The 19686-nt window shown below is 66.2% G+C and carries 20 protein-coding genes, 1 pseudogene and 1 riboswitch; of the genes and pseudogenes, 6 read left to right on the forward strand and 15 right to left on the reverse strand.

Translation table 11 applies throughout. The features are described 5' to 3' along the window. Positions 1-197 precede the first annotated feature (197 nt). Together FHR84_RS13575 and FHR84_RS13580 are read right to left on the reverse strand one after the other, a co-directional pair. Positions 198-713 (reverse strand): hypothetical protein, encoded by a 516-nt coding sequence (locus FHR84_RS13575; protein ID WP_179535894.1) that lies wholly within the window; start codon positions 711-713, stop codon positions 198-200. Between the two features lie 19 nt (positions 714-732). After that, a complete protein-coding gene (locus FHR84_RS13580; protein WP_179535895.1) occupies positions 733-1122 on the reverse strand; it encodes a hypothetical protein in 390 nt (129 codons plus the stop codon). 452 nt (positions 1123-1574) lie between these two features. Here FHR84_RS13580 and FHR84_RS13585 point away from each other — a divergent pair. Then, positions 1575-2825, forward strand: a pseudogene (locus FHR84_RS13585) (IS701 family transposase). A 285-nt stretch (positions 2826-3110) separates the two neighbouring features. On the opposite strand, the gene FHR84_RS13590 reads toward FHR84_RS13585, so the two are convergent. The 6 genes from FHR84_RS13590 to FHR84_RS13615 form a co-directional block, all read right to left on the reverse strand. Next, positions 3111-3902, reverse strand: coding sequence for an ESX secretion-associated protein EspG (locus FHR84_RS13590; protein WP_179535896.1), 792 nt, complete (start codon positions 3900-3902; stop codon positions 3111-3113). Next, the gene (locus FHR84_RS13595) at positions 3902-5500 is read right to left on the reverse strand and encodes a hypothetical protein (RefSeq protein ID WP_179535897.1); all 1599 of its coding nucleotides are present in this window, start codon (positions 5498-5500) and stop codon (positions 3902-3904) included. The genes FHR84_RS13590 and FHR84_RS13595 overlap by 1 nt, the downstream gene beginning before the upstream one ends. A 17-nt stretch (positions 5501-5517) precedes the next feature. Beyond that, on the reverse strand, positions 5518-5994 hold the full coding sequence (locus tag FHR84_RS13600) for a DUF3558 family protein (protein ID WP_179535898.1): 477 nt from the start codon (positions 5992-5994) through the stop codon (positions 5518-5520). A 47-nt stretch (positions 5995-6041) separates the two neighbouring features. After that, the gene (locus FHR84_RS13605; protein WP_179535899.1) at positions 6042-6437 is read right to left on the reverse strand and encodes a hypothetical protein; all 396 of its coding nucleotides are present in this window, start codon (positions 6435-6437) and stop codon (positions 6042-6044) included. A 167-nt stretch (positions 6438-6604) separates the two neighbouring features. Continuing rightward, positions 6605-6820, reverse strand: coding sequence for a DUF397 domain-containing protein (locus tag FHR84_RS13610; protein ID WP_179535900.1), 216 nt, complete (start codon positions 6818-6820; stop codon positions 6605-6607). After that, complete coding sequence (locus FHR84_RS13615; protein ID WP_179535901.1) at positions 6817-7674, reverse strand: helix-turn-helix domain-containing protein; 858 nt, start codon at positions 7672-7674, stop codon at positions 6817-6819. Before FHR84_RS13615 ends, FHR84_RS13610 begins: the two co-directional genes overlap by 4 nt. 108 nt (positions 7675-7782) lie before the next feature. Here FHR84_RS13615 and FHR84_RS13620 point away from each other — a divergent pair, with 108 nt between their 5' ends. Genes FHR84_RS13620 through FHR84_RS13630 form a run of 3 tightly spaced genes read left to right on the forward strand, consistent with a single transcriptional unit; the run spans position 7783 to position 8522 of the window. After that, on the forward strand, positions 7783-8070 hold the full coding sequence (locus FHR84_RS13620) for a hypothetical protein (RefSeq protein ID WP_179535902.1): 288 nt from the start codon (positions 7783-7785) through the stop codon (positions 8068-8070). Positions 8071-8076: 6 nt separating this feature from the next. After that, entirely contained in the window at positions 8077-8355 is a 279-nt protein-coding gene (locus FHR84_RS13625) for an HC3 family zinc finger protein (RefSeq protein ID WP_179535903.1), read from the forward strand. Further along, the gene (locus FHR84_RS13630; RefSeq protein ID WP_179535904.1) at positions 8355-8522 is read left to right on the forward strand and encodes a hypothetical protein; all 168 of its coding nucleotides are present in this window, start codon (positions 8355-8357) and stop codon (positions 8520-8522) included. Before FHR84_RS13625 ends, FHR84_RS13630 begins: the two co-directional genes overlap by 1 nt. Positions 8523-8593: 71 nt before the next feature. On the opposite strand, the gene FHR84_RS13635 is transcribed toward FHR84_RS13630, so the two are convergent. The 5 genes from FHR84_RS13635 to FHR84_RS13655 form a co-directional block, all read right to left on the reverse strand. Beyond that, positions 8594-9445, reverse strand: a complete 852-nt coding sequence (locus FHR84_RS13635) for an ABC transporter permease (RefSeq protein WP_179535905.1) — start codon at positions 9443-9445, stop codon at positions 8594-8596. Then, positions 9445-10551: an ATP-binding cassette domain-containing protein gene (locus FHR84_RS13640; protein WP_179535906.1), complete on the reverse strand. Its 1107-nt coding sequence runs from the start codon at positions 10549-10551 to the stop codon at positions 9445-9447. Before FHR84_RS13640 ends, FHR84_RS13635 begins: the two co-directional genes overlap by 1 nt. Before the next feature lie 208 nt (positions 10552-10759). Further along, complete coding sequence (locus FHR84_RS13645) at positions 10760-11551, reverse strand: hypothetical protein (protein WP_218862885.1); 792 nt, start codon at positions 11549-11551, stop codon at positions 10760-10762. Positions 11552-12060: 509 nt separating this feature from the next. Continuing rightward, the gene (gene ald, locus FHR84_RS13650) at positions 12061-13176 is read right to left on the reverse strand and encodes an alanine dehydrogenase (protein WP_179535907.1); all 1116 of its coding nucleotides are present in this window, start codon (positions 13174-13176) and stop codon (positions 12061-12063) included. 336 nt (positions 13177-13512) lie between these two features. Then, on the reverse strand, positions 13513-15093 hold the full coding sequence (locus FHR84_RS13655) for a PucR family transcriptional regulator (protein WP_179535908.1): 1581 nt from the start codon (positions 15091-15093) through the stop codon (positions 13513-13515). 186 nt (positions 15094-15279) lie between these two features. Continuing rightward, positions 15280-15393, forward strand: a riboswitch (glycine riboswitch). Positions 15394-15622: 229 nt separating this feature from the next. Between FHR84_RS13655 and gcvH the strand changes: the two genes are divergently transcribed. Then, positions 15623-15994, forward strand: a complete 372-nt coding sequence (gene gcvH, locus FHR84_RS13660) for a glycine cleavage system protein GcvH (protein WP_179535909.1) — start codon at positions 15623-15625, stop codon at positions 15992-15994. Positions 15995-16088: 94 nt separating this feature from the next. Further along, a complete protein-coding gene (locus FHR84_RS13665; RefSeq protein ID WP_179535910.1) occupies positions 16089-17444 on the forward strand; it encodes an L-serine ammonia-lyase in 1356 nt (451 codons plus the stop codon). Between the two features lie 87 nt (positions 17445-17531). Here FHR84_RS13665 and FHR84_RS13670 read toward each other — a convergent pair whose 3' ends face one another. Together FHR84_RS13670 and FHR84_RS13675 are read right to left on the reverse strand one after the other, a co-directional pair. Continuing rightward, positions 17532-18713 (reverse strand): MFS transporter, encoded by a 1182-nt coding sequence (locus tag FHR84_RS13670; RefSeq protein ID WP_179535911.1) that lies wholly within the window; start codon positions 18711-18713, stop codon positions 17532-17534. Positions 18714-19097: 384 nt separating this feature from the next. After that, positions 19098-19559 carry an SSI family serine proteinase inhibitor gene (locus FHR84_RS13675; RefSeq protein ID WP_179535912.1) on the reverse strand — a complete coding sequence of 154 codons (462 nt, stop codon included), beginning with the start codon at positions 19557-19559 and terminating at the stop codon, positions 19098-19100. Positions 19560-19686 lie beyond the last annotated feature (127 nt).

Below are 19686 nucleotides of genomic sequence, written 5' to 3' on the forward strand. Positions count from 1 at the left end.
CTCTCTTTGAGGAACCATTTCACGCCCACGTCTTGCCAGTGTGGGCTAATTATTATTCCGGGATGATTACGAACTAGACCCATACCAGGAGCGCGGCGGTCCTCTTCTCCTTCTGGTGGGTCCCATACGACGTATACTCCGGCGTACAGCTCACTCGGGTCCATAGTTGCCTCGCTGGGATCGGGACTATCTCTGAACTAGGCGTAGGCACACTCCGACCAGGATCCTTCTTCATTGTCGTAGGTAAAGGAAGTTAATATTCCGTTGTCTCCAGCGGTCAGATGTGCCCAACGTCCAGCACTCCAGACGAAGTGCCACTGGCGCTTGCCATTGTTGTCTAATTCGTAATTTCCGCGGTCGATTATATTGGCCATGCAATCCAGGGTCACAGACCAATCGCTGACGTTGTGCTTAGTTCCTATGTGGACTGCACCCCAAGTGTGGCCGTTACCACAGAGGAGTTCCTCTATTTCGCCGTTATCCGGCATAACGCTCTTGTAGTACTTGTATTGGTTTTCCGAAGGGACATCGGCACTCTCACTTCCGTGATTGTAAGCACCGCAGTAGTCCACTGGCCAGGGAGGATCCGCTTTGGTTTCGCTGGCAGAAGCAGCAGTGGAACCGAGTACGAAGGAAGCGATCAAGGAAAAAATACTGCAGGTGGTCAAGATAGAGCGTCGAATCATTCCATCTCTTTCGTGCTTGGTTGTCATGATATTTTTCAGTGAATGTTCAGTTGCTGTGTACCGTGAAATCTATGTCGGTCGTGCAGCACCAAGGGTTCGCATTCGCCATAACGTCTATGTTTACAGTTTCAAATCCTGGATTGGTCCACAGTACAGCGGAGGTTCCTCCTTCGTTGATCGCCCGGCAGTCGCCAACTTCATTCCCGGTGGAAGATCTTTGCAAACAGAAACCGGTTTCCACTCCTTCGCTGGAGTTCAGTTCGATAGTGATCGATTGTTTTGCTCCCACATCTACGTTTGCACATTGCCATGCATCGGAGAAGGGAACCGAGCAGTTGTATGTCCCAAGTGTTTCAGCATTAGCTGCTGGAGCAGTGAACATAATCGCGGAAAATACTACCGTAGCTATACCGGATAAAGCGAGAGTCTTGCGCATTGTAAACCTAAACGTTTCTGTGTTTTCTGGATTTCCCAAGAAATATATTTGCCATCAACCTCTGTGTCAATTGTACCTAAGATCATCTTCTATTTGCTCTGATTGCTCCAGTATGTTCTACAACAAAACAATAAAAACACTTGACTGGGAAATGTGGCAAAGGCAGTGATGAATTCCATCATTGATTTTCTCGGGTGCTGACGAGGCATCCCGGATCCTGTGGTTGGGGTGTCCTCCGAATGTGCTCGTCGTGGGTGCTTCTTGCGTACTTTGGCGGGCAATGTGGTGTTTTTGTCTAGTTTGACTGGCGTGGCTAGTACTGCAGCCGGACTTCGGTGATCGCTGTTGGTGAGGGGGCATGCAGCGAAGACGGCCACCGCGTGATCATGTAGTGCTGTGGAGGCAACTGACGATCGCGTGGTGGCCGCAGGCCACGGCATAGATCCTGTCGGATGGCAGACGGCACTGGATGCGCTGATGCAGCGAGTGGCTGGCGGTTCGTCCGTGTCGAGACGCGGCAGCGGGCGCGTGCGCTGGTTCAGGGGCTGGTCTCGGACGTAGGCCACAAGAACTGCTGGACCTTGGCCGAGCACGCCGGTGACGCCACGCCGGACGGGATGCAGTACTTGCTACGTCAAGCCTCGGGGACGCCGATGCGGTCCGTGATGACGTGCGTGACCTCGCTGTGGAACATCTCGGCGACCGGCAGGCGGTGCTGGTGCTCGATGAGACCGGCGACCTGAAGAAGGGCAGCCACGCGCTCGGCGTGCAACGGCAGTACACCGGCATCGCCGGACGCATCGAAAACCGGTGTTTGCCACCTACGCCACCGAAGCTGGACACACACTCATCGACAGGGAGCTATACCTGCCTCGCTGCTGGGCCGATGAGCCGGATCGACGCCAGGCGGCCGGGGTACCCGCCGACGTGGAGTTCGCGACGAAACCAGAGCTGGCCACGGCCATGATCACTCGAGCCGTAGTCGCTGGTGTGTCCGCCGGATGGGTGGCCGCCGATGACGTCTACGGCGGCAACACGATCCTGCGCCGCGAGCTGGAAATCCAGCAGCTCGGCTACGTACTCGCTGTGTCTTGCGATCACCAGGTGCACACCGGCGCAGGAACAACCCGATCCGACACGACGGTCGTCACACTGGGACAACGGGCGTGGCAACGCGTGTCCGCCGATGCTGGAGCGCACGGGCAACGCTACTACGACTGGGCACTCGTCGAGCTGGATGAACCCGACGCCGCCTGACAACGGTGGCTGCTGGCCCGCCGCAACCGCACCACGGGCGAACTCGCCTACTACCGCTTCCACGCACCTCATCCGGTGCCGCTATCCACACTGGTCACTATCGCCGGACGTCGCTGGACCGTCGAGGAATCCTTCCAAACCGCCAAAGGACAGACCGGACTGGATCAGCACCAGGTGCGCCGCTGGCACTCCTGGTGCCGCTGGACAACACTTGTGTTGCTGGCCTACGCCTTCCTCGCGATCACCACCGCCACCGCCCACTCGACATCAGCACCACCAGGACTGATCCCCTGACCCTGCCGGAGATCGCCCACCTGCTGCACTCCCCCACCGGCACCTCGCCCAAACAACCCACCCACATCCTGGCCTGGTCCCCCTGGCGACGACGTCACCAACACCGCGCCCGCAAAGCCCACTACCAACGACAACACCGCCGTGAACACTGAACTACGGCTGCAGTACTAGGTACGGGATACACATGGACGTGCTGGACGTCCCTAAACTCATCGACCAGACGCCCTAAGATCTCCGAAGCTCTACTTGCCGTGCTCGGCGTTCTCAGTCGATGGCCCCGGGCCGCCGCCGTGGATGTGGCTGCTTTTCGCTGCCAGCAGTGGTCTGTCCTCTCCGATGGGGACCAGATCCTCGTGCTCACTCGGGTCCATGCGGTTATAACTGCGAGTGCTCCCCAGGCAGGAATCTCCTGGGGAGCACTCGCTCGTGCCGTCTCGCTAGTTCTGCAGCGCGTTGAGCTGCTCGGTGAGGTAGGTGGTCAGCCGTTGCTTGTCGGCTCCGGCGAAGGTGTTCCACTCGGCGCCGTCGTTGTTGCGCCGGGTGGTGACGCTGTAGCGGCCGGTTTCGGTGTCGCGCCAGCCGATGGCGGGCAGGCGCGTGGTCTCGCCGCCGTGTCCTCGTCCGGTGACGAAGAAGTAGCCGATCCGGTGGGTGGGCTGTCCCAGGATCCGCTGGGCGGCTCGCAGCTGCGGACCACCACTGCGGGCGGTGGCGGTGTTCTCGGGGCGGGCCAGCCACGACGTGTCCTCGCCGTCGTCATCGCTGCTGCCGCGCGCCGGTTCCTGGGCGGCGTTGATGGTGGCCGCTTCCAGTCTGCCCGGTTTCTCCTCGGGCAGCGGGTCGGTGCACAGCCGGGCGAGGCCGCGCGGGTCGACGAATTCGAGCCGGATGTGCTCGGGCTGCTGGGTGGCTCGGACTCCGGTGCGCCCGGTCACCACCGTGCGTGCCCGGTGGACTTCCTCGGTGGCCGCTTCCAGGTAGGTCGTGGCGATCTCGATCCGGGGCGTGTGCAGCAGGAGCAGGGCGGCTTCGACGTCCTGGTCGAGCTCCTTGCGGTCGACCAGGCCACGTCGGGACAGTTCGTTCCACACCTCGTGGCGCAGTTCGGAGCGCTCCTCGGTGGTGGCGCCGTGGTGGTCCAGTTCGAACGGGAACTGGCGCAGGTTGATCCCGAGGTGTTCGCCGAGGACGTCGGCGGCCCGGGTGGACAGACTGAACGATCGCGGCATCAGCGTCCGCCTTCCTCGTCGGGCCGGGCTCCGATGACCGGGGGCGCGACGGCGGGCAGGCCGAGCTCGTCCCCGATCTCGTCGGAGTCGAGGACGTACTTGCGCTCGTGCTCCTCTTCCTCGTCACCGCCCTGGCTGTTCCCGGCGCCGGCCCCCATGGGCGCGCGTCCACCGCCTCGGCTATGGGAGGAGGCGGCGGTGCCGCCCGCGGTGCCTGCGGAGGGGCTGGACGGGGTGCTGCCGACACCGGCGCGTCCGCCCGCGCCGAGCGTGTTCCCTCCGGACCCGGCTCCGGATCCGGGGCCGAAACCGCCGGAGTAGCCTCCCGCACGGCCACCGCCGGCACCACCGGCGCCGCCCGCGCCCGCGTAGCCGCCACCGGCGCGGCCACCGCCGGCGCTGCCGCCTGCACGCCCGCCACCGGGGACCTGCTGTCCGGGAGGAACGGGGGCCCAGCGGCCGTTGGCGGAGTTCTGGCGCATCCACTGCCCGGTTTGGGGATCCTTGCGGTAGAGGGTGCCGTCGGGTCCGCGCACCACGCCGGGGGGCAGACCGGAGTTTCCGGTGTTGCCGCCGGAGTTCCACGCGGTGTTGGTGGAGGAGGGCGGTGTCTGGCTCTGGCCGGTGGAACCGGGCGGGTTCGCCGTGCCCGAGCCGGCCGAAGCCGTTCCGGTGCCGGCGGAGTAGGTCCCGGCCGGGGCCGTTCCGGTGCCGATGGACGCGGTGCCACCGGTACCCACGCCTGTTCCGGTGCCGGTACCGCCCGTACCCGCTCCGGTGCCGCCCGTGCCTGTTCCGGACCGGCCGTCGCCGGGGCCTTCCGGAGGAGGGGTGAACAGTGGAGTGTTGTCGGCGGCCTGCCCGAAGTTCTGCTCCATCTTGCCCATCACCTGGGCGGCTTCCTGGTGGGCCTGCTGGGCCTGTTCGGCTTTTTCCTTGACCTCGTTGGCGCGCTGCACGGCGGTGAACGGGTTCGGGTTGCTCATCAGCCCGGCCAGCTCGGCCTTCATGTCGAACTCGGGGTCCTCGGGCATGGAGTTGCGGGCCTGTTCACCGGATTCGGCCTGCATGCCGATCTGGTTGGCCGTCAGCTGAGCTCCTTGCCCGGAATGGCCCATGTGGTCGGAGATCGTCCTCATGTGCCCGCGCATCGCGTCCCCGGCGCGGCCGGTCCAGGTCTGTTCCGTTTTGGCCGCCGCCTGGTGAATGCGATCGGAGAAGTCGGTGAGCTTGGCGCCGTGCTCGTGATAGATGCGTCCGACATCGTGAACTTTGCTCGGCTCGAAGTCCTCGTTGACGAACCGAGCCAGTTCCTTGTGCGGGTAGGACTCGTAGCGGGTACTGCCCAGTTCCGCGGGGCGGCCGCGCACCAGCTGTTCCTGGGACAGCGTTTTGGCCTGCTGCTGCGAGTACTGCTGTGCGGCTTCCTCCGCCTCGGCTTGGGCCATCATCTTCCTGGCCAAACCGACCGGCATTCCCCCGATCCCGCCGGATTCGATCTGTTGTTCGGCCTCGGTCCCGCCCTGCTCGCGGTACACCTCTTGTTCGTGGTCGGCCACGTACTCGTGGCTGCGGTAGTCCTGTTCCCCCTCGGACACGGAAACCCCTCGGTGCCTCAGTTTTCCGGAATGTTCTTCTCGACCATCGGAGCGACCTTCTTGGCCACTTCGCAGGAAGTGGCGTTCCCGTCTCCCTGGGCGTCAACTGAAATCGATTCCGAATCGTTGACCGGTATAACTACGCTGCAAACGCCGAGTGTCTCCTCAAGAGATACTCGGCCCTGCCGGTTTCCTATCGAGAAGGAACTTGTTTCTTGGTTTGAAACTTCTAGGTCTTCCATGGATTTGTCGGTATGTAGTACAATGTTTGTACTACCCTCTCTTGTTCTCCACTCGCAGCTTTCAGCGCCAAGGGTTTCGTTGGTTTTTCCTTTATTTTCTATTCCTAGAGTGTTCTTTTGCTTTTGCGTCAAGGTGTCACAGGGTGACATGCTTGAAAGTATTTTCTTTGTTGATGCCGAGTTGTTTGTTGTGCTTGGTGTTTGCTGCGGTTCTGACGAAGAGCAAGATGAGACCAGGGGTAGTATGGTCAATGTTGCTAGTGTAGTTGCCAATTTTAGCGTCTTGTGGTTGATCATTGTTATGACAGGTTTCCCATCTGGGAAGAGTTGTTGTCGTCTGTCTTTTGGTAAAGTGCTATACCTTGCTTTATTGAACTAATCACTTCAGGGGTGTTCTTGGAAAGTTTTTGGAGGAGTGCTTCGTATGATTCTTCATCGCCAGCTGCAACAGTCTTGTTGAAATTTGAAATACTTTCTCCTGCTGGGCTGTTTCCGAGAGGGGTGCGCTGTTTAAGTGTTGTGAGTTCGTACTTAGCGCTCTCAAGCCAGTCATCCAATTCCTCGAAGATCTGGATGAGCTCGTCGCCTGCATCGGGCGTGATGGTGAATTCGCCCTTGTTGGCGGCGGTGATGATGCCCTGCATGGCATCGTTGGTGGCCGACAGATTACCGGTCAGACCCTGTTTCTCGGGCATGGTGACGTGTTCCCCCAACGTTCGCGTACACGCTCAACCACCGAGATTCTAATGATCATGGAAAAACACGGTCAATGATCATGGAGTAACACAACGATAACTATCCAGCCTCATGGATTAGTGCGAATGGGTGAGTCGTGTGTCACTGCGCTGTTTCGGGGAAAGCGCTACCGCGTTCGGTGTGATTCGAGCGCGGCGTTCTTGATGCCGTTCACGAAGTTCGTCCACGCCTCGGGCGTGACGGTGAGCATCCCGCTCGCGCGATCCTTGGTGTCCCGCACGGCGACGGAGGCGGAGGTGAAACCGACTTCGACGCAGTTGTTCGCGCCGCCGCTGCTGCGAGTGCTCTTCCGCCAAACAATCGGTGTCTGACTGCTGGTCATCCTGAATCCTCGTTTCCTAGGTCAGTGATCACACGATCGAGTGTATGCACCGTCTCGCGAGGTCCCAAGGCCGCGATGCGGAGCTGTTCGATGACGAGCTGGTACACCTCGATGTGGTGTTGGCCGTCCAGAGTGTCGGCTTTGGTCAGATCCTCGAGGTAGGCGTAGGTGAACGCTCGACCCTCCAGATCCAGACGTAGAACGGTGAACGAGGTTCCCATGGCGGCGTGCTCTCCGGAACTGAACGGGAGTATCTGGAGTGTGATGTTGGGGAGTTCGGCCAGCTCTCGGAGATACTGGAGCTGATGGCGCAGTACTGCTGTTCCACCTACCTGCCGATGTAGCGCGGCTTCACCGAGCACGACGCCGACCTCGGGCGGGTCCTGGCGTGTGAGCAGTGACTGGCGATGCATGCGTGCCTGCACGGCCTGATCGACGTCTGCTGGTGGAACTACGACCGAGGTCGACACGATCGCTCGTGCGTACTCCTCGGTCTGAAGGAGGCCGGGGACCAGCTCGCCGTCCCAGATCTTTAGTGAGCCCGCGTCCGACTCCAAGCCCATGTACTGGCGCGACCAGTCCGGCACCCTGCCGAAGCTGCCTCGCTTGCGGGCCTGGGTCGCCAATGTGCGAACGCGTTCGCACTCTTCAGAAGCGGGGCGGAACAGTTCGAGCAGCCGTTCGAGCTCCGCTCGTTGCACTGTTGCTTGCCCTTGCTCGATCCTGCTGATTTTGCTCGGTTGCCACTTCGTCGATTTGGCGAGCTCCTCGCGACCGAACCCGGCCACTTCGCGGAGTTCTCGCAGCTCGCGTCCCAGCAGGAGACGGCACACGGCGGGGCTCGGTGTGTTCATGGCACTAGATCCTGCCTGTCTCTCGACAGTCGTCTCATCACTCCAAAGTGTAATTGTAAGTCGCATTGCGAGTTGCAATGCTCTTCAGGTGACGACGAGGAGGTGCATATGACCTGGCTGTGGTTCCGGGAGCGGGAGGGCGGGGCAGCGGAACGGCTGGTGCACGCGGTGGACGTGGCGATCGGAAGGAGCTACGTGATCACGCCGTGCGGGCGGCACTTCGGGCGCGCGGAGGTCGAGTGGGTCTCCGAACCCCGCCGGTGCTCCGGCTCCGATGAGTCCGGTGAGCCGTGCGCGGTGTGCGTGCTGCGAGTGCTGCTGACAGCGAACAGAGGTGAGACCCCCCGCGGTGGCCTGCGAGGGGCCGGCCGCGAGTCGACACGAGTGGAGATGTGACGAGAGATGATCGGTCTGTCCTGGGAAGGACCCGTGGTGTGGTGGAACCCGGTGGAGGGGCTCCGGCACGCGTTCACCCCGGAGCAGCGCCCGCGTCCCGACCAGTGGCGCGCAACCCTGTGCGGGCCGCGGGTCACGCTGATCGAACCCGACGAGGTGGACTGGCTGCTGCCCACCTGCGACGACTGCATGAGCGCGGCCGTCACCCGCGGGAGGGACAGGGAACACCGCCGGGAAGAGACGAGCAGACAACTGCGCGAGCGGTTCGGCCCGGAGGTCCGCTGATGACCCCGGCCGCGTTGATGCACCAATCCCCGGGACTGCTGGTGGTGCTCGGCGCCGTGACCGTGTTGGCCCTCGGCAGCGCGCTGCTGCCGCTGCGGCCGGGGCACCGGCAACGCCCCGGTGCCGCCCCTTTGGGACGACGAGCCCGCGCACTTCGACGACGATGAGCCGAGGACGGGCACCGCGCTTCCGGCCACGGGACGGCGGAACGGAGCGCGGTGCCTCGCGGAGGTCTCCGTCAGGTGATGTCGCGTTTGCTGGACGTCAGCCAGCCACCGGCGACGAACACGGCAGCGTAGCCCGCGAAGACCAGCAGGCTCCCCCACCAGGGGAAGCCGTAGCTTCCGCCGAAGACGGAGTGCAGCAGCCTGTAGGCGGTCTCCGAGACCATCGGCTCGCGCGCCCCGGCCACATCGGAGACGAACATCGGCACGGAGAGGTTGCTGACGATCCCGTTGGACGCCGCACCGGGAAGGTAGTCGCCCAGCCAGCTCATCGCGGAGCTGGACATCGCGGAGGAGACCAGGCTCTCGAACACGAGCACATAGCCGAGCAGCACCAGCACCGCCACCACGGAGCTGGTGACCATGGCTCCGAAACCGAGCCCGAGCAGCGTCCACAGAACTATCGACAGAATCCCGGCGCCGCCGACCATGAGCCACTGCGCGAACTCGCCGAACCCGTCGCTGCCCGCTCCGAGCAGCCCGCCCAGCGAGGCGAAGAGCGTGTTCGCGATCCCGTAGATCAGGGCGATGTTGGTGTAGGCGATCAGCTTCGCGCCGAGGACCGCACCCCTGGGGTTGGCGGTCAGGAAGGTCGTGGTCGCCGTCTTGTGCCGGTACTCGCCGGTCATCGCGAGCGCGCCGAGCAACGCGGCGAACACGGTCACGTAGTTCGTCGACAGCGACATGGTCAGCAGCCCGGTCGGCAGATCCTGACCACCGGTCATCTGCCGGATGATGCTCATCTGGCCGAACTCCGTTCCGCCCCACCCCGCGAGGAAGCTCAGCACCACCACCGGGATCAACAGCGCCCACCACAGGTGAGTGGTGAAAATCTTGCGGAACTCCGCCTTGATCAGACCGTTCATCAGGCGTTACCCCCGTAACCGCCGTTGCCGCCCTGGTTGTTCTGGTCCTGCTGCGGATACACCTGCTGGTATCCCTGACCCACGCCGGGAGAAGGCGGTGTCCCCGGAGGCGGCGCACCCGGCTGGGGTGGTTGCTGCGGTCCGCCCGGCCCCCACTGCGCGGCGCCCTGCGGTGGCTGCGGCGGTCCCTGGGGCGCGCCCCCGGAGTACTGGCCGGTGGTCAGCTGGAAGAAGATCTGCTCGAGATCGAGGTTCTCCTCCTGCATCCCGTGCACGGCCACGCCCGCGCCCAGCGCAAGGTCGGCGACCGTCTTCGAGTCCGTGCCCGGCACCGCCAGCGATCCGTCCGGAAGGTACTCGGCGGTGAGCCCGGACTGGCGCAGCGCCTCGACCAGGGTGGCGGGGTCCGCCGTCCGCACGAGCACACGCGACTGCTGGGCCGCGCGGAGCTGATCCAGATCACCGTTGTAGACGCACTGGCCACGGCTGACGATCACGACGTTGTCGACGGTGTGCTCCATCTCGCGCAGCAGGTGACTGGACACCAGCGCCGTGCGTCCCGTGGAGGCGAAGGACTTCAGGAAACCGCGCAGCCAGGCTATGCCCTCCGGGTCCAGCCCGTTGGCCGGTTCGTCCAGGATCAGTATCTGCGGATTGCCGATCAGCGCGGTCGCCAGCGCCAGCCGCTGGCGCATGCCGAGGGAGAAACCGCCGGTCTTGCGGGTGGCCGCACTGCTGAGGCCGACCAGTTCCAGCACCTGGTCGGCCTGCTGGTCCGGCAGGTTCAGCGCCGCCGTGTAGCAGCGCAGATGGGTCCGTGCGGTTTGACCGGGGTGGAAGCCCTGCGAATCCAGCACGGCTCCGACGACCGTCGCCGGGTTGGGCAGCCGGGAGAACGGCTGCCCGTTGATGAAGGCCCCTCCGGCAGTGGGGCTGATCAGCCCCAGGATCATCCGCAGCGTGGTGGTCTTGCCCGATCCGTTCGGCCCGAGAAAACCGGTCACCGAACCGGGCTCGACCGAGAAGTTGAGGTTCTGGACCGCGTTGATCGGTCCGAAGCTCTTGTTCAGCCCCTGAACCAGTATGCGGCCGCTGCCGTCGTGCACTCGTCCCTCCAGATCACGGAATACGTGGGCGTCTGAACGGCCGTTACGGTCGGGGATCGGCCGCCGAGCCGGACGCCAACCACATCCTGCCTCATGTGACTCGTCCCGGGGGCGGGCACAGCGTTTTTCGCCCGGGCAGGAGGAGTCACCACCTGCGGATGCGCTCCGTTGGACTGGTGCTTCGCCGCCGTTGTCCGGCAGCGGCGGGTCACCGGCGGCGGCCCGGTGTGCGATCGGCCACTCCGGCGCGGTGGATGCGGGTGTGATCCGTTTCCAAGTGCCCGCCGAGCGGCGGCACGGAGGTCGTCTCCGCGGTCGCGGTGCCGGCCGCCGGGCTCCCGGCCGCGGCGCCCTCGAACGTGTCCGCGTCCGTGGCTCCCGCCGCGCTCGATCGATCGTCCTCCGCGGGCAGCGCCTCCAGTTCCCCGGTGTCCCAGCGGCCCGGGTCGTGGGTGCCGCCGGAGACGATGGGTTCGCTCACCACCGGAACGCTCGGCCGGGAGGTGCCCTCGGCGCGTTCTCCGCCGAGGCGGTGGCGTGGTGACCGCCTGCCCGCTCGTTCGGGAGCTCCCCGCGCGGTGTCGCCGAGCTGGTCGGGATCCTCCCCGACGAGTTCGGTGTAGATGGTGCGCCAGACCCCGCACGGCCACCGGCGCGCCCGCAGTCCTCCCGGGCACGTCCGGCACCTGCCCTGCCCGTCCGGGCGGTGCTCGTCCAGCAGCGCGCGCAGCCCTTCGGTCAACCGGTGCAGTTCCGGCCTGGCGAGCGCCAGCAACTCGTCGGCCTCCCCGTGGTCCGCGAGCTCCTCGAGCCGGTCCAGCCGGGCGGTGTCCGCGCTCGGGGCGGCGTCCTTTCCGGCGGACTCCTCCGGGGCGGCGCTCCGAGCCCCAGCAGTGTGCTCCGCGCTTCTCCGCGGGGGTTCGGAGAGGGCCTCGGAGAGCTGTCCGTGGAACGTGGTCGTGCGGTGCGAGTGGTTCGCCCGGGTGGAATCGAGCCGCATGGGGGTCCTTCGGGGGACGGGTTCGACTGTCTGGTGCGGAAGCGCTGTTCCCTGCGTGGACGGACGAATCCTCGGGGCGTCCCGTCGGCGGGAACGGCGGTCCGGAGTACCTCCACGTCCTCATCGGCATTAATATGTAAAAACTTCAGATTCCGACTGTTTTTTCACTCTCAAGAGTGAGTCGGGTGGTGTGAGTAGCGGATCACGCCGAAAATTCGGAGAACACGCGCGGTTGGCTCTTCGGTAACCGGGGCGTCATGTCCTATACTGAAAGCGGCGGCCAGCTCCCGGTGACCCCCAGGCTGGTTGAGCAGGCCGCCCCCAACGAGAAGTCCCCTCGCCCGCCGGGCGAGGGGACTTTTTGGTGAAGAGTCGGCTTCGGGGAGAGTCGGCGGTGCCGATGGCTCGGGCTCAGCGCGCTTGCGTCGGAGCGGCAGGGGGTCGGGGACTCGGTTTGCGGAGGTGGTTTCGCGGCGGAACCGAATCCCCGTCGACTCTCGGCCGCCTGCTCAGCCGAGCACGCTGTCCACCTCGTCGTAGGCCAGCCCGTGCGCCGCGGCGACCGGTTCGTTCACCAGCTTCCCGTCGTGCGTGTTCAGGCCGCAGGCGAGAGCCTCGTCCTGCCTGCACGCCGCACGCCAGCCCTGGTCGGCGATCCGCAGCGCGTAGGGCAGGGTCACGTTGGTCAGCGCGTGCGTCGAGGTGTTCGGAACCGCCCCAGGCATGTTGGCCACGCAGTAGAAGACCGAGTCGTGCACCCGGTAGGTCGGCGCGTCGTGCGTGGTGGGGCGCGAGTCGGCGAAGCAACCGCCCTGGTCGATCGCGATGTCCACGAGCACGCTGCCCGGCTTCATCCGCCCCACCAGTTCGTTGGTGACGAGCTTGGGGGCCTTGGCCCCCGGGATCAGCACCGCGCCGATGACCAGGTCCGCGGTGCGCACCGCCTGATCCACGCTGTAGCGGTTCGAGGTGACCGTGCGGATGCGGCCCCCGAAGTCCCTGTCGATCTCGCGGAGCTTGTCCACGTTCGTGTCCAGCAGCTCGACGTCGGCACCCATGCCGAGCGCCACCCGCGCCGAGTTGAGCCCCGCGACCCCGCCGCCGATGACGACCACGCGCGCGGGGTGGACACCGGGGACTCCGCCGGGCAACATGCCGCGCCCCCCGCTCGGACGCATCAACGAGTAGGTCCCGACCTGGGGGGCCAGCCTGCCCGCGACCTCGCTCATGGGGGCCAGCAGCGGCAGTGCCCCGTCGGCGGTCTGCACCGTTTCGTAGGCGATGCCGGTCACGCCCGAGTCGAGCAGCGCGTTGGTGAGCCCGGCGGAGGCGGCCAGGTGCAGGTAGGTGAACAGCACCTGGTCCCGCCGCAGGCGGGGATACTCCTCGGCGACAGGTTCCTTGACCTTGAGTACCAGGTCACCCTCGGCCCAGACCTCCTCCGCGCCGGAGAGCACCTTCGCGCCCGCGGAGAGGAACTCCTCGTCGGAGATGGACGAACCCGCGCCCGCCTGCGTTTCCACGAACACCTCGTGACCCCGACTGACGAACTCGTGCACTCCCGCCGGGGTGAGCGCGACGCGGTACTCGTTGTTCTTGATTTCCCGGGGTACGGCGATCTGCACTGTGTTTCCTTCCTGCGTACCTTTTCGAACCTGCTTGAGTGATCACCGAACCGGCGGTCGTGCCGGAGGGCTCGCCGGCCTGCCTTCCGAGCGCGTGGCCCGGCGGACAGCGGAGTCGCGCGGCAGGATCGGAGTTTGTGCGCACCACGATGCGTTGTCAGCAGCCCGGCCGCATCATTCTCACACGATGAGATTGCTCGGGAGTGGTTGTGCTCTCGGCACAAATCGTTCCGTAACCCGCCGGTGCGGGGGGCGTGCGGCCTCGCGTGGGCTCCTCGGCGCGGCGGCGCCGAGCTCACCACCCGAGCCGCGCGGCGGAGGTTTCGCGCGGATTCCCTACCCGTGCGGGTTCCAGCGCTCGCTCAACAGCTGCACCAGCAGCGCAGAACGGACCTCCACGTCGTCCAGATCCGCCTCGACGAGCTGGGAGATCCGCTTCATCCGGTAGCGGAAGGTGTTCGGGTGGACCCGCAGCTCCGCGCCTGCGGCACGCGGATCACCGGGATGACGCAGCCAGGCGTACAGCGTGTCCAGGTAATCGGTTCCCCGGTTGCGGTCGTGCTCGCGCAGCACGTGCAGCGGCCCGAGAGCGCTGATCCCCGCGTCACCGGCTGCCCCGGCCATCCTGGTGAGCACGAGCAGGTGCCAGAGGTCCTCGTGGACCGCCACCTCCCCGTCCACCGTGCCGCCCCGGAGCAGGGTCAGCACCTCGTCGGCCCTGAGGCGGGAGGTCGGCAGCTCGGCCACCGGAACCGAGGTGCCCGCCGCCACCAGCGGACGCGGCGTGTCGGCGTCCAGCTCGCGGATGTGCGCCAACAGCGCCTCCCTGAGCGCGGGCCACCCCCCGGAGCCCGGCCGGTCCGGAACCACCGCGTACAGCACCCCGCCCGACTCGGTCACCAGCGGTCTGTGCCCGATCCCCCTGGTGATCCACTCCCACATCGCGAGCCGGTGCCCCTCGTCCGTGCCGTCACCCGCGCGCACGTCGATGGCCACCACCCGGTGCGGCTCGGCCCGCACCGCCAACTCGTTCGCCGCCGCACGCCACCCCTCGGCGCCCTCGAGCACGAGACGCACCAGCCGCGCGGAGCGCTGCCGCTCGGAATCGGTGAGCATCCTCCTGCGCAGCAGCTGCAACGCGACCAGCGCCGCGGTGTCGGCGAAAGCGGAGGCCCGCCGCTCGGAAACCTCCCCGGTGACCACGGCCCACATGGACCCGAGCAGCTCGCCGCCCATGCGGATGGGAACGACCAGCCTGGGCAGCGTCCCGTCGGGCTGCTCCGGGACGTAGATCGCGGAACTCCCCTTGGTCAGCTGCCGGAACGTCCCCCTGGCCCTGAACTTGGCCAGCACGTCCTCGGGCTGCCTGCGCCCCATGATCGTGGAGACCCGGGCGGGGTCGGTCAGATCCTGCCGCGCCGAGTAGGCGAGCACCTGCGAGTGCGCGTCCTCGATGGTCACGGGGGCGTCGACGACCTCGGCCACGGCGTCGGCCAGGCGGAACAGGTCCCCCAGACCGGCCGAACCGCCCCTGTCCGGCGAGTCCCCCGCGCCCTCACCGTCAGCGAGAGCGGCGCGCAACAGCCAGACCAGCTGCGCCCAGGCCGTGCCGTCCCGGACCTCGATCAGGGCCAGCCCGTGCCGCCGCGCCTCGACGGCCACAGTGCTCGAGGTGGACAGCGGGGGCTTGAGCAGCACGGCGGCCGCGTCGCGCTCACCGCACTCCCGCAGCAGCTCAACGGCCTGCCGCTCGTGCGTGAGCCCCACCCCGAGCACCACGTCGGAGGTGGCCGCCCCGCAGCTCTCGCTCGGCTCGGCTATCACCACGTCCCCGACCCCGCCGGTTCCCTCCGGAGTCGACACCGGACGCAGCAGCGCGGGGCCCGCTCGTTCGACCAGCCCCTGGACGTCGACCATCACCGGCTCCTCGTAGTAGTGCCCGCGGCGGGGTCCGCGTCGCGGATCCGGCGGAGAGGTCCCACCGGAGGGTGGATCACCTCACACCGCCCGGTGTGGCGTGTCCCGCTATCCGGGGTTGGGGTTGGACACCGTCATCCGCCGGGTTATCGTTGCCGAACACAGCGACAATCGCATACCGGCCTACGACATCGGGCGGGAGAGCCCCGGCAGGTGAGCGATCTCCGCGATCGCTTCGACCGGGCGCCGAAGGAGCAAAACTCCCCGCAAACTCTCAGGCAGCCGTACCGTCCGACCGAGGCAACTCTGGAAAGCGCCGCCCACCGGGGCGGCGCACCCACGGTGCAAACCGCGACGGTGCGGTGAAGCTCTCAGGTTCCGCAACAGAGGGGGAGGCCGCCAGGTACGCGGACACGGCATTCCCGGTGATCCTCGGAGAGGATGGGCACCGGGCGCGACCGTGATCGCGACACGGCAGCCCTCCGGGCTGCCGGAGACCGTGTCCAAACGACAGTGATGGAGCCTCCCCATGAGCCTGCCCACGGACCTCAAGTACACAGAGGAACACGAGTGGCTCGCCGAACGCGACGACGTCGTGCGCGTCGGCGTCACACCGTATGCCGCCAACGCCCTCGGCGACATCGTCTATGTGGACCTCCCCGAGGTCGGCAAGCAGATCACGTCCGGTGAAGCCTGCGGTGAGCTGGAATCGACCAAGTCCGTCAGCGACCTCTACGCGCCGGCCACCGGCGAGGTCACGGCGGTCAACGAAGCCGTGATCGACGACCCGGCCCAGGTCAACGCCGATCCGTTCGGCGAGGGCTGGCTGCTGGAGATGCGCGTCAGCGAGTACGGCAAGCTGCTGGACTCCACGCAGTACGCCGAACTCACCGGTGAGTGACGGCCCGGTTCACGGCCGTCCGGGCGGGTCCCGTGGTTCCGGAGGGGCCCGCCATCCCTGAACACCGACTCGACACGTGAAGAAGAGACGATCAATGGCGATCAGTGTCTTCGATCTTTTCTCGGTGGGAATCGGTCCGTCCAGTTCGCACACCGTCGGTCCGATGCGTGCCGCCGCGCGTTTCGCGGCGCGGCTGCGCGCCGAGAGCCTGCTGTCCCGCGTCGCGAACGTGCGGGCCGAACTGTTCGGTTCGCTCGGTGCGACCGGGCACGGGCACGGCAGTCCCAAGGCGGTACTGCTCGGTCTGGAGGGGCACCACCCGGAAGCGGTCGACCCGGCCGCGGTTTCCGGGCGGGTCGACGAGATCCACTCGACCGGCCGGCTGCTGCTGGACGGTTCCCACGAGATTCGATTCGATTCCGACAGCGACCTCGTGATGTATCGCGGGGAGTCGCTTCCCGTGCATCCCAACGGGATGCGTTTCAGCGCCGCCGCTTCCGACGGGACCGCGCTGTGCACGGTGGTGTACTACTCGGTCGGCGGTGGTTTCGTCCTCGACGAGGAAGCCGCCGGTGCCGACAGGGTCAAACAGGACACCACGGAAGTCGCCCACCCGTTCCGCACCGGAGCCGAACTCCTGCGGCGGTGTGCCGAGACGGGAAAGACGGTCAGCGGGCTCATGCTGGCCAACGAGCTCTCCTGGCGCGACGAGCGGCAGGTCTCCGACGAGCTGCTGAACATCTGGCACGTCATGCGCGAGTGCGTGCACAACGGGTGCGGCAACACGGGCAGTCTGCCCGGTGGGTTGCGCGTCGACCGCCGTGCCGCCGAGCTCCGCTCCAAACTCGTCGACGCCGACGACCCGATGGAGTGGGTGACGGTGTACGCGCTCGCCGTCAACGAGGAGAACGCGGCCGGTGGGCGAGTGGTGACGGCCCCCACCAACGGTGCGGCGGGCATCGTCCCCGCCGTGCTGCACTACTACGTGCGGTTCCTGCCAGGGGCCGACGACGCCGGGGTGGTTCGTTTCCTGCTCGCGGCCGGGGCCGTAGGTGTGCTCTTCAAGGAGAACGCCTCGATCTCCGGAGCCGAGGTGGGCTGTCAGGGCGAGGTCGGTTCGGCGTGCTCGATGGCGGCGGCCGGGTTGGTCGAGGTGCTGGGCGGGACCCCGGAGCAGGTGGAGAACGCCGCCGAGATCGCGATGGAGCACAACCTCGGGCTGACCTGCGATCCGATCGGTGGGCTGGTGCAGATCCCGTGCATCGAGCGCAACGCCGTCGCCTCGGTCAAGGCCATCACGGCCGCGCGGATGGCGCTGCGCGGTGACGGCAGTCACTTCGTGTCGCTGGACAAGGTCATCAAGACCATGCGGGACACCGGCAACGACATGAAGGACAAGTACAAGGAGACGGCGCGGGGCGGTCTGGCCGTCAACGTCATCGAGTGCTGAGGCGGGAACGACCGCCGTGCGATGTCGGGCTCCCGCTCCCCGGAGCGGGAGCCCCCGTCCCCGCACCGCCGTGCCGGGGTGGTGGATTCACATCTTCGCCGGGGTTCTCCCGCCGCGGCGGGAACGGTCGAGCACCCCGGACAGCACCGCGAGCGCCAGGCCGATCAACACCAGCACACCGCCGGCCCGGTTGGTCGAGGTGAGCCCGTAGCCCGCGGCGATGACCTGTCCGCCGATGAGCGCGCCGAGAGCGTTGGCCGTGTTGAAGGCGGACTGGTTGGTGGCCGAGACCAGCGTGGGGGCGCTGCCGGCCAGGTCCAGGAGACGTTTCTGCACGGGGGGTTCGGCGGCGAAGGAGGACATCCCGATCAGGAACAGGTTGATCGCGGCCGTGACTTTGTTGTCCGCGCTGAGGGGGAAGGCGAACAGGGCGGCGGCGAGCAGTGCCAGGAACCCGTACAGAGTGGGCAGTACTGCGCGGTCGGTGAGCCACCCACCGAGCAGGTTGCCGACGGTGAATCCCGCTCCGAAGATCGCCAGCAACCAGGTCATCGCCCCGGCCGGGTATCCGGCCACCTCGGTCATCATCGGAGCGATGTAGGTGAAGCAGGAGAACAGCCCGCTGAACCCGATCGTGACGACCGCGATCACCAGCAGCACCTTCGGGTCCTTGAACGCCCGCAGCTCGGCGCGCAGGTCGGAGGGGGCGTCGGCACCTCCGACGGCGGGCACCCAGCGGATCACGGCGGCCAGTGCGAGTGCGCCGATCACGGCCACGAGCAGGAAGGTGGCGCGCCACCCGAACTGCTGGCCGACGGCGGTACCCGCGGGGACCCCGACGATGTTGGCGACGGTGAGTCCGAGCAGGACCAGGGCGATCGCACGTCCCTGGCGGTGGGCGGGGACGAGCTTCGCACCCACCACCGACGCGACACCGAAGTAGGCGCCGTGGGGCAGGCCGCACACGAAACGCAGCACCAGCACCCACGGGTAGCTGTCGACGGCGGCGAGCGAGACGTGACCGGCCACGAAAACCGTCAGGAGCGTGAGGAGCACACGCCTGCGGGGGACGTTCGCGAACGCGGCGACCAGCAGCGGTGCGCCTACCACCACGCCGAAGGCGTAGGCCGATACCACGGATCCCGCCGAGCTCACCGAGACATCGAGGTCATCGGCGAGTTCGGGCAGGATGCCCATGACGACGAACTCGGTGGTGCCGATCGCGAACGTTCCCAGGGTGAGTGCCAGCAAGGCCAGCCGAGTGCGCATCTCACTTCCTCTGGTCGTGAATCCGGAAAGCTCGTTTCCGAGCGGGTCGAAAGCCCGAGTAAAGTCCTCGCGGGCGAAGGGACGACCGATCGTGATCCTAGTTTCGGGCTTCGTTCACGACTTCAGCGGGGAAATTCAGCGGAATCGTCCGAGCGGACGAGTGATTTTCGTTGACACCACCTCGGCCCCGACCTTCGGCGCCGACGGCTCCGAAGCACCACCCGGGCAACTCGCACCGCCGCGGGTTCTCGGTCGAGTGCCCGGTGAGGACGGCCCCGACGTCGTGCAGGTGGCTACCCGATGCCGGGGCTTCCGCAGCCGGGCGCCGGTCCGAGGTTCAGCTACCCGCGCCGCCAAGCGAACCGAGCCGTGCCACGGTCTCCTTCAGAAGTTGAACACCGCTCCGGTGTAGGCCTTCATCTCACAGGCGTTGGAGTACCGCTGGCTGTGCTGAACGGGGGAGTTCTTCCAGGTGCCGGTGGCCGTCACGGTCACGGGCCGGTACACCAGCGGGCACATCGGTTTTTCCTTGCCCGCGCGCAGGGAGCCGAGTCTGCCCTGAACCGCGTCGAGCTGTTCGCAGGCCGCGGCCGCCTCGGGGTGCGTTCCTCCAGCGGGGTCGCAGTGCAGCAGGGCCGTCTTCGAGTCCTCCGTGCGGGTTCCCGGGGTCACTCGCAGTTCGAGCACGCTGACCTCCCGGTTCACCCGGTCGGATCCGGTGGTGGCTCGTTCGGCCTGGGCTGCCGGTTCGGTCGCGGACGCGTGCGGAACGAGCGGGACCAGTGAGGTGGCCACGACGGTTCCGGCCGCCAGCAGGGACCGGCTGATGAACCGAGAGACGCCCATGTCGGGTTTCCTCCGTACGAAATCGGCAGTTTGACGCCCAACATGGTTACCGGGAAGAGGGACTCGAACGCTGCAATCGAGCCACAAGATCACTACATCGAGTTTCCCTCGTTGGTGGGATTGCTAC

This window comes from Actinopolyspora biskrensis, assembly GCF_013408175.1.
In the GTDB taxonomy this organism is placed as follows: Bacteria; Actinomycetota; Actinomycetes; order Mycobacteriales; family Pseudonocardiaceae; genus Actinopolyspora; species Actinopolyspora biskrensis.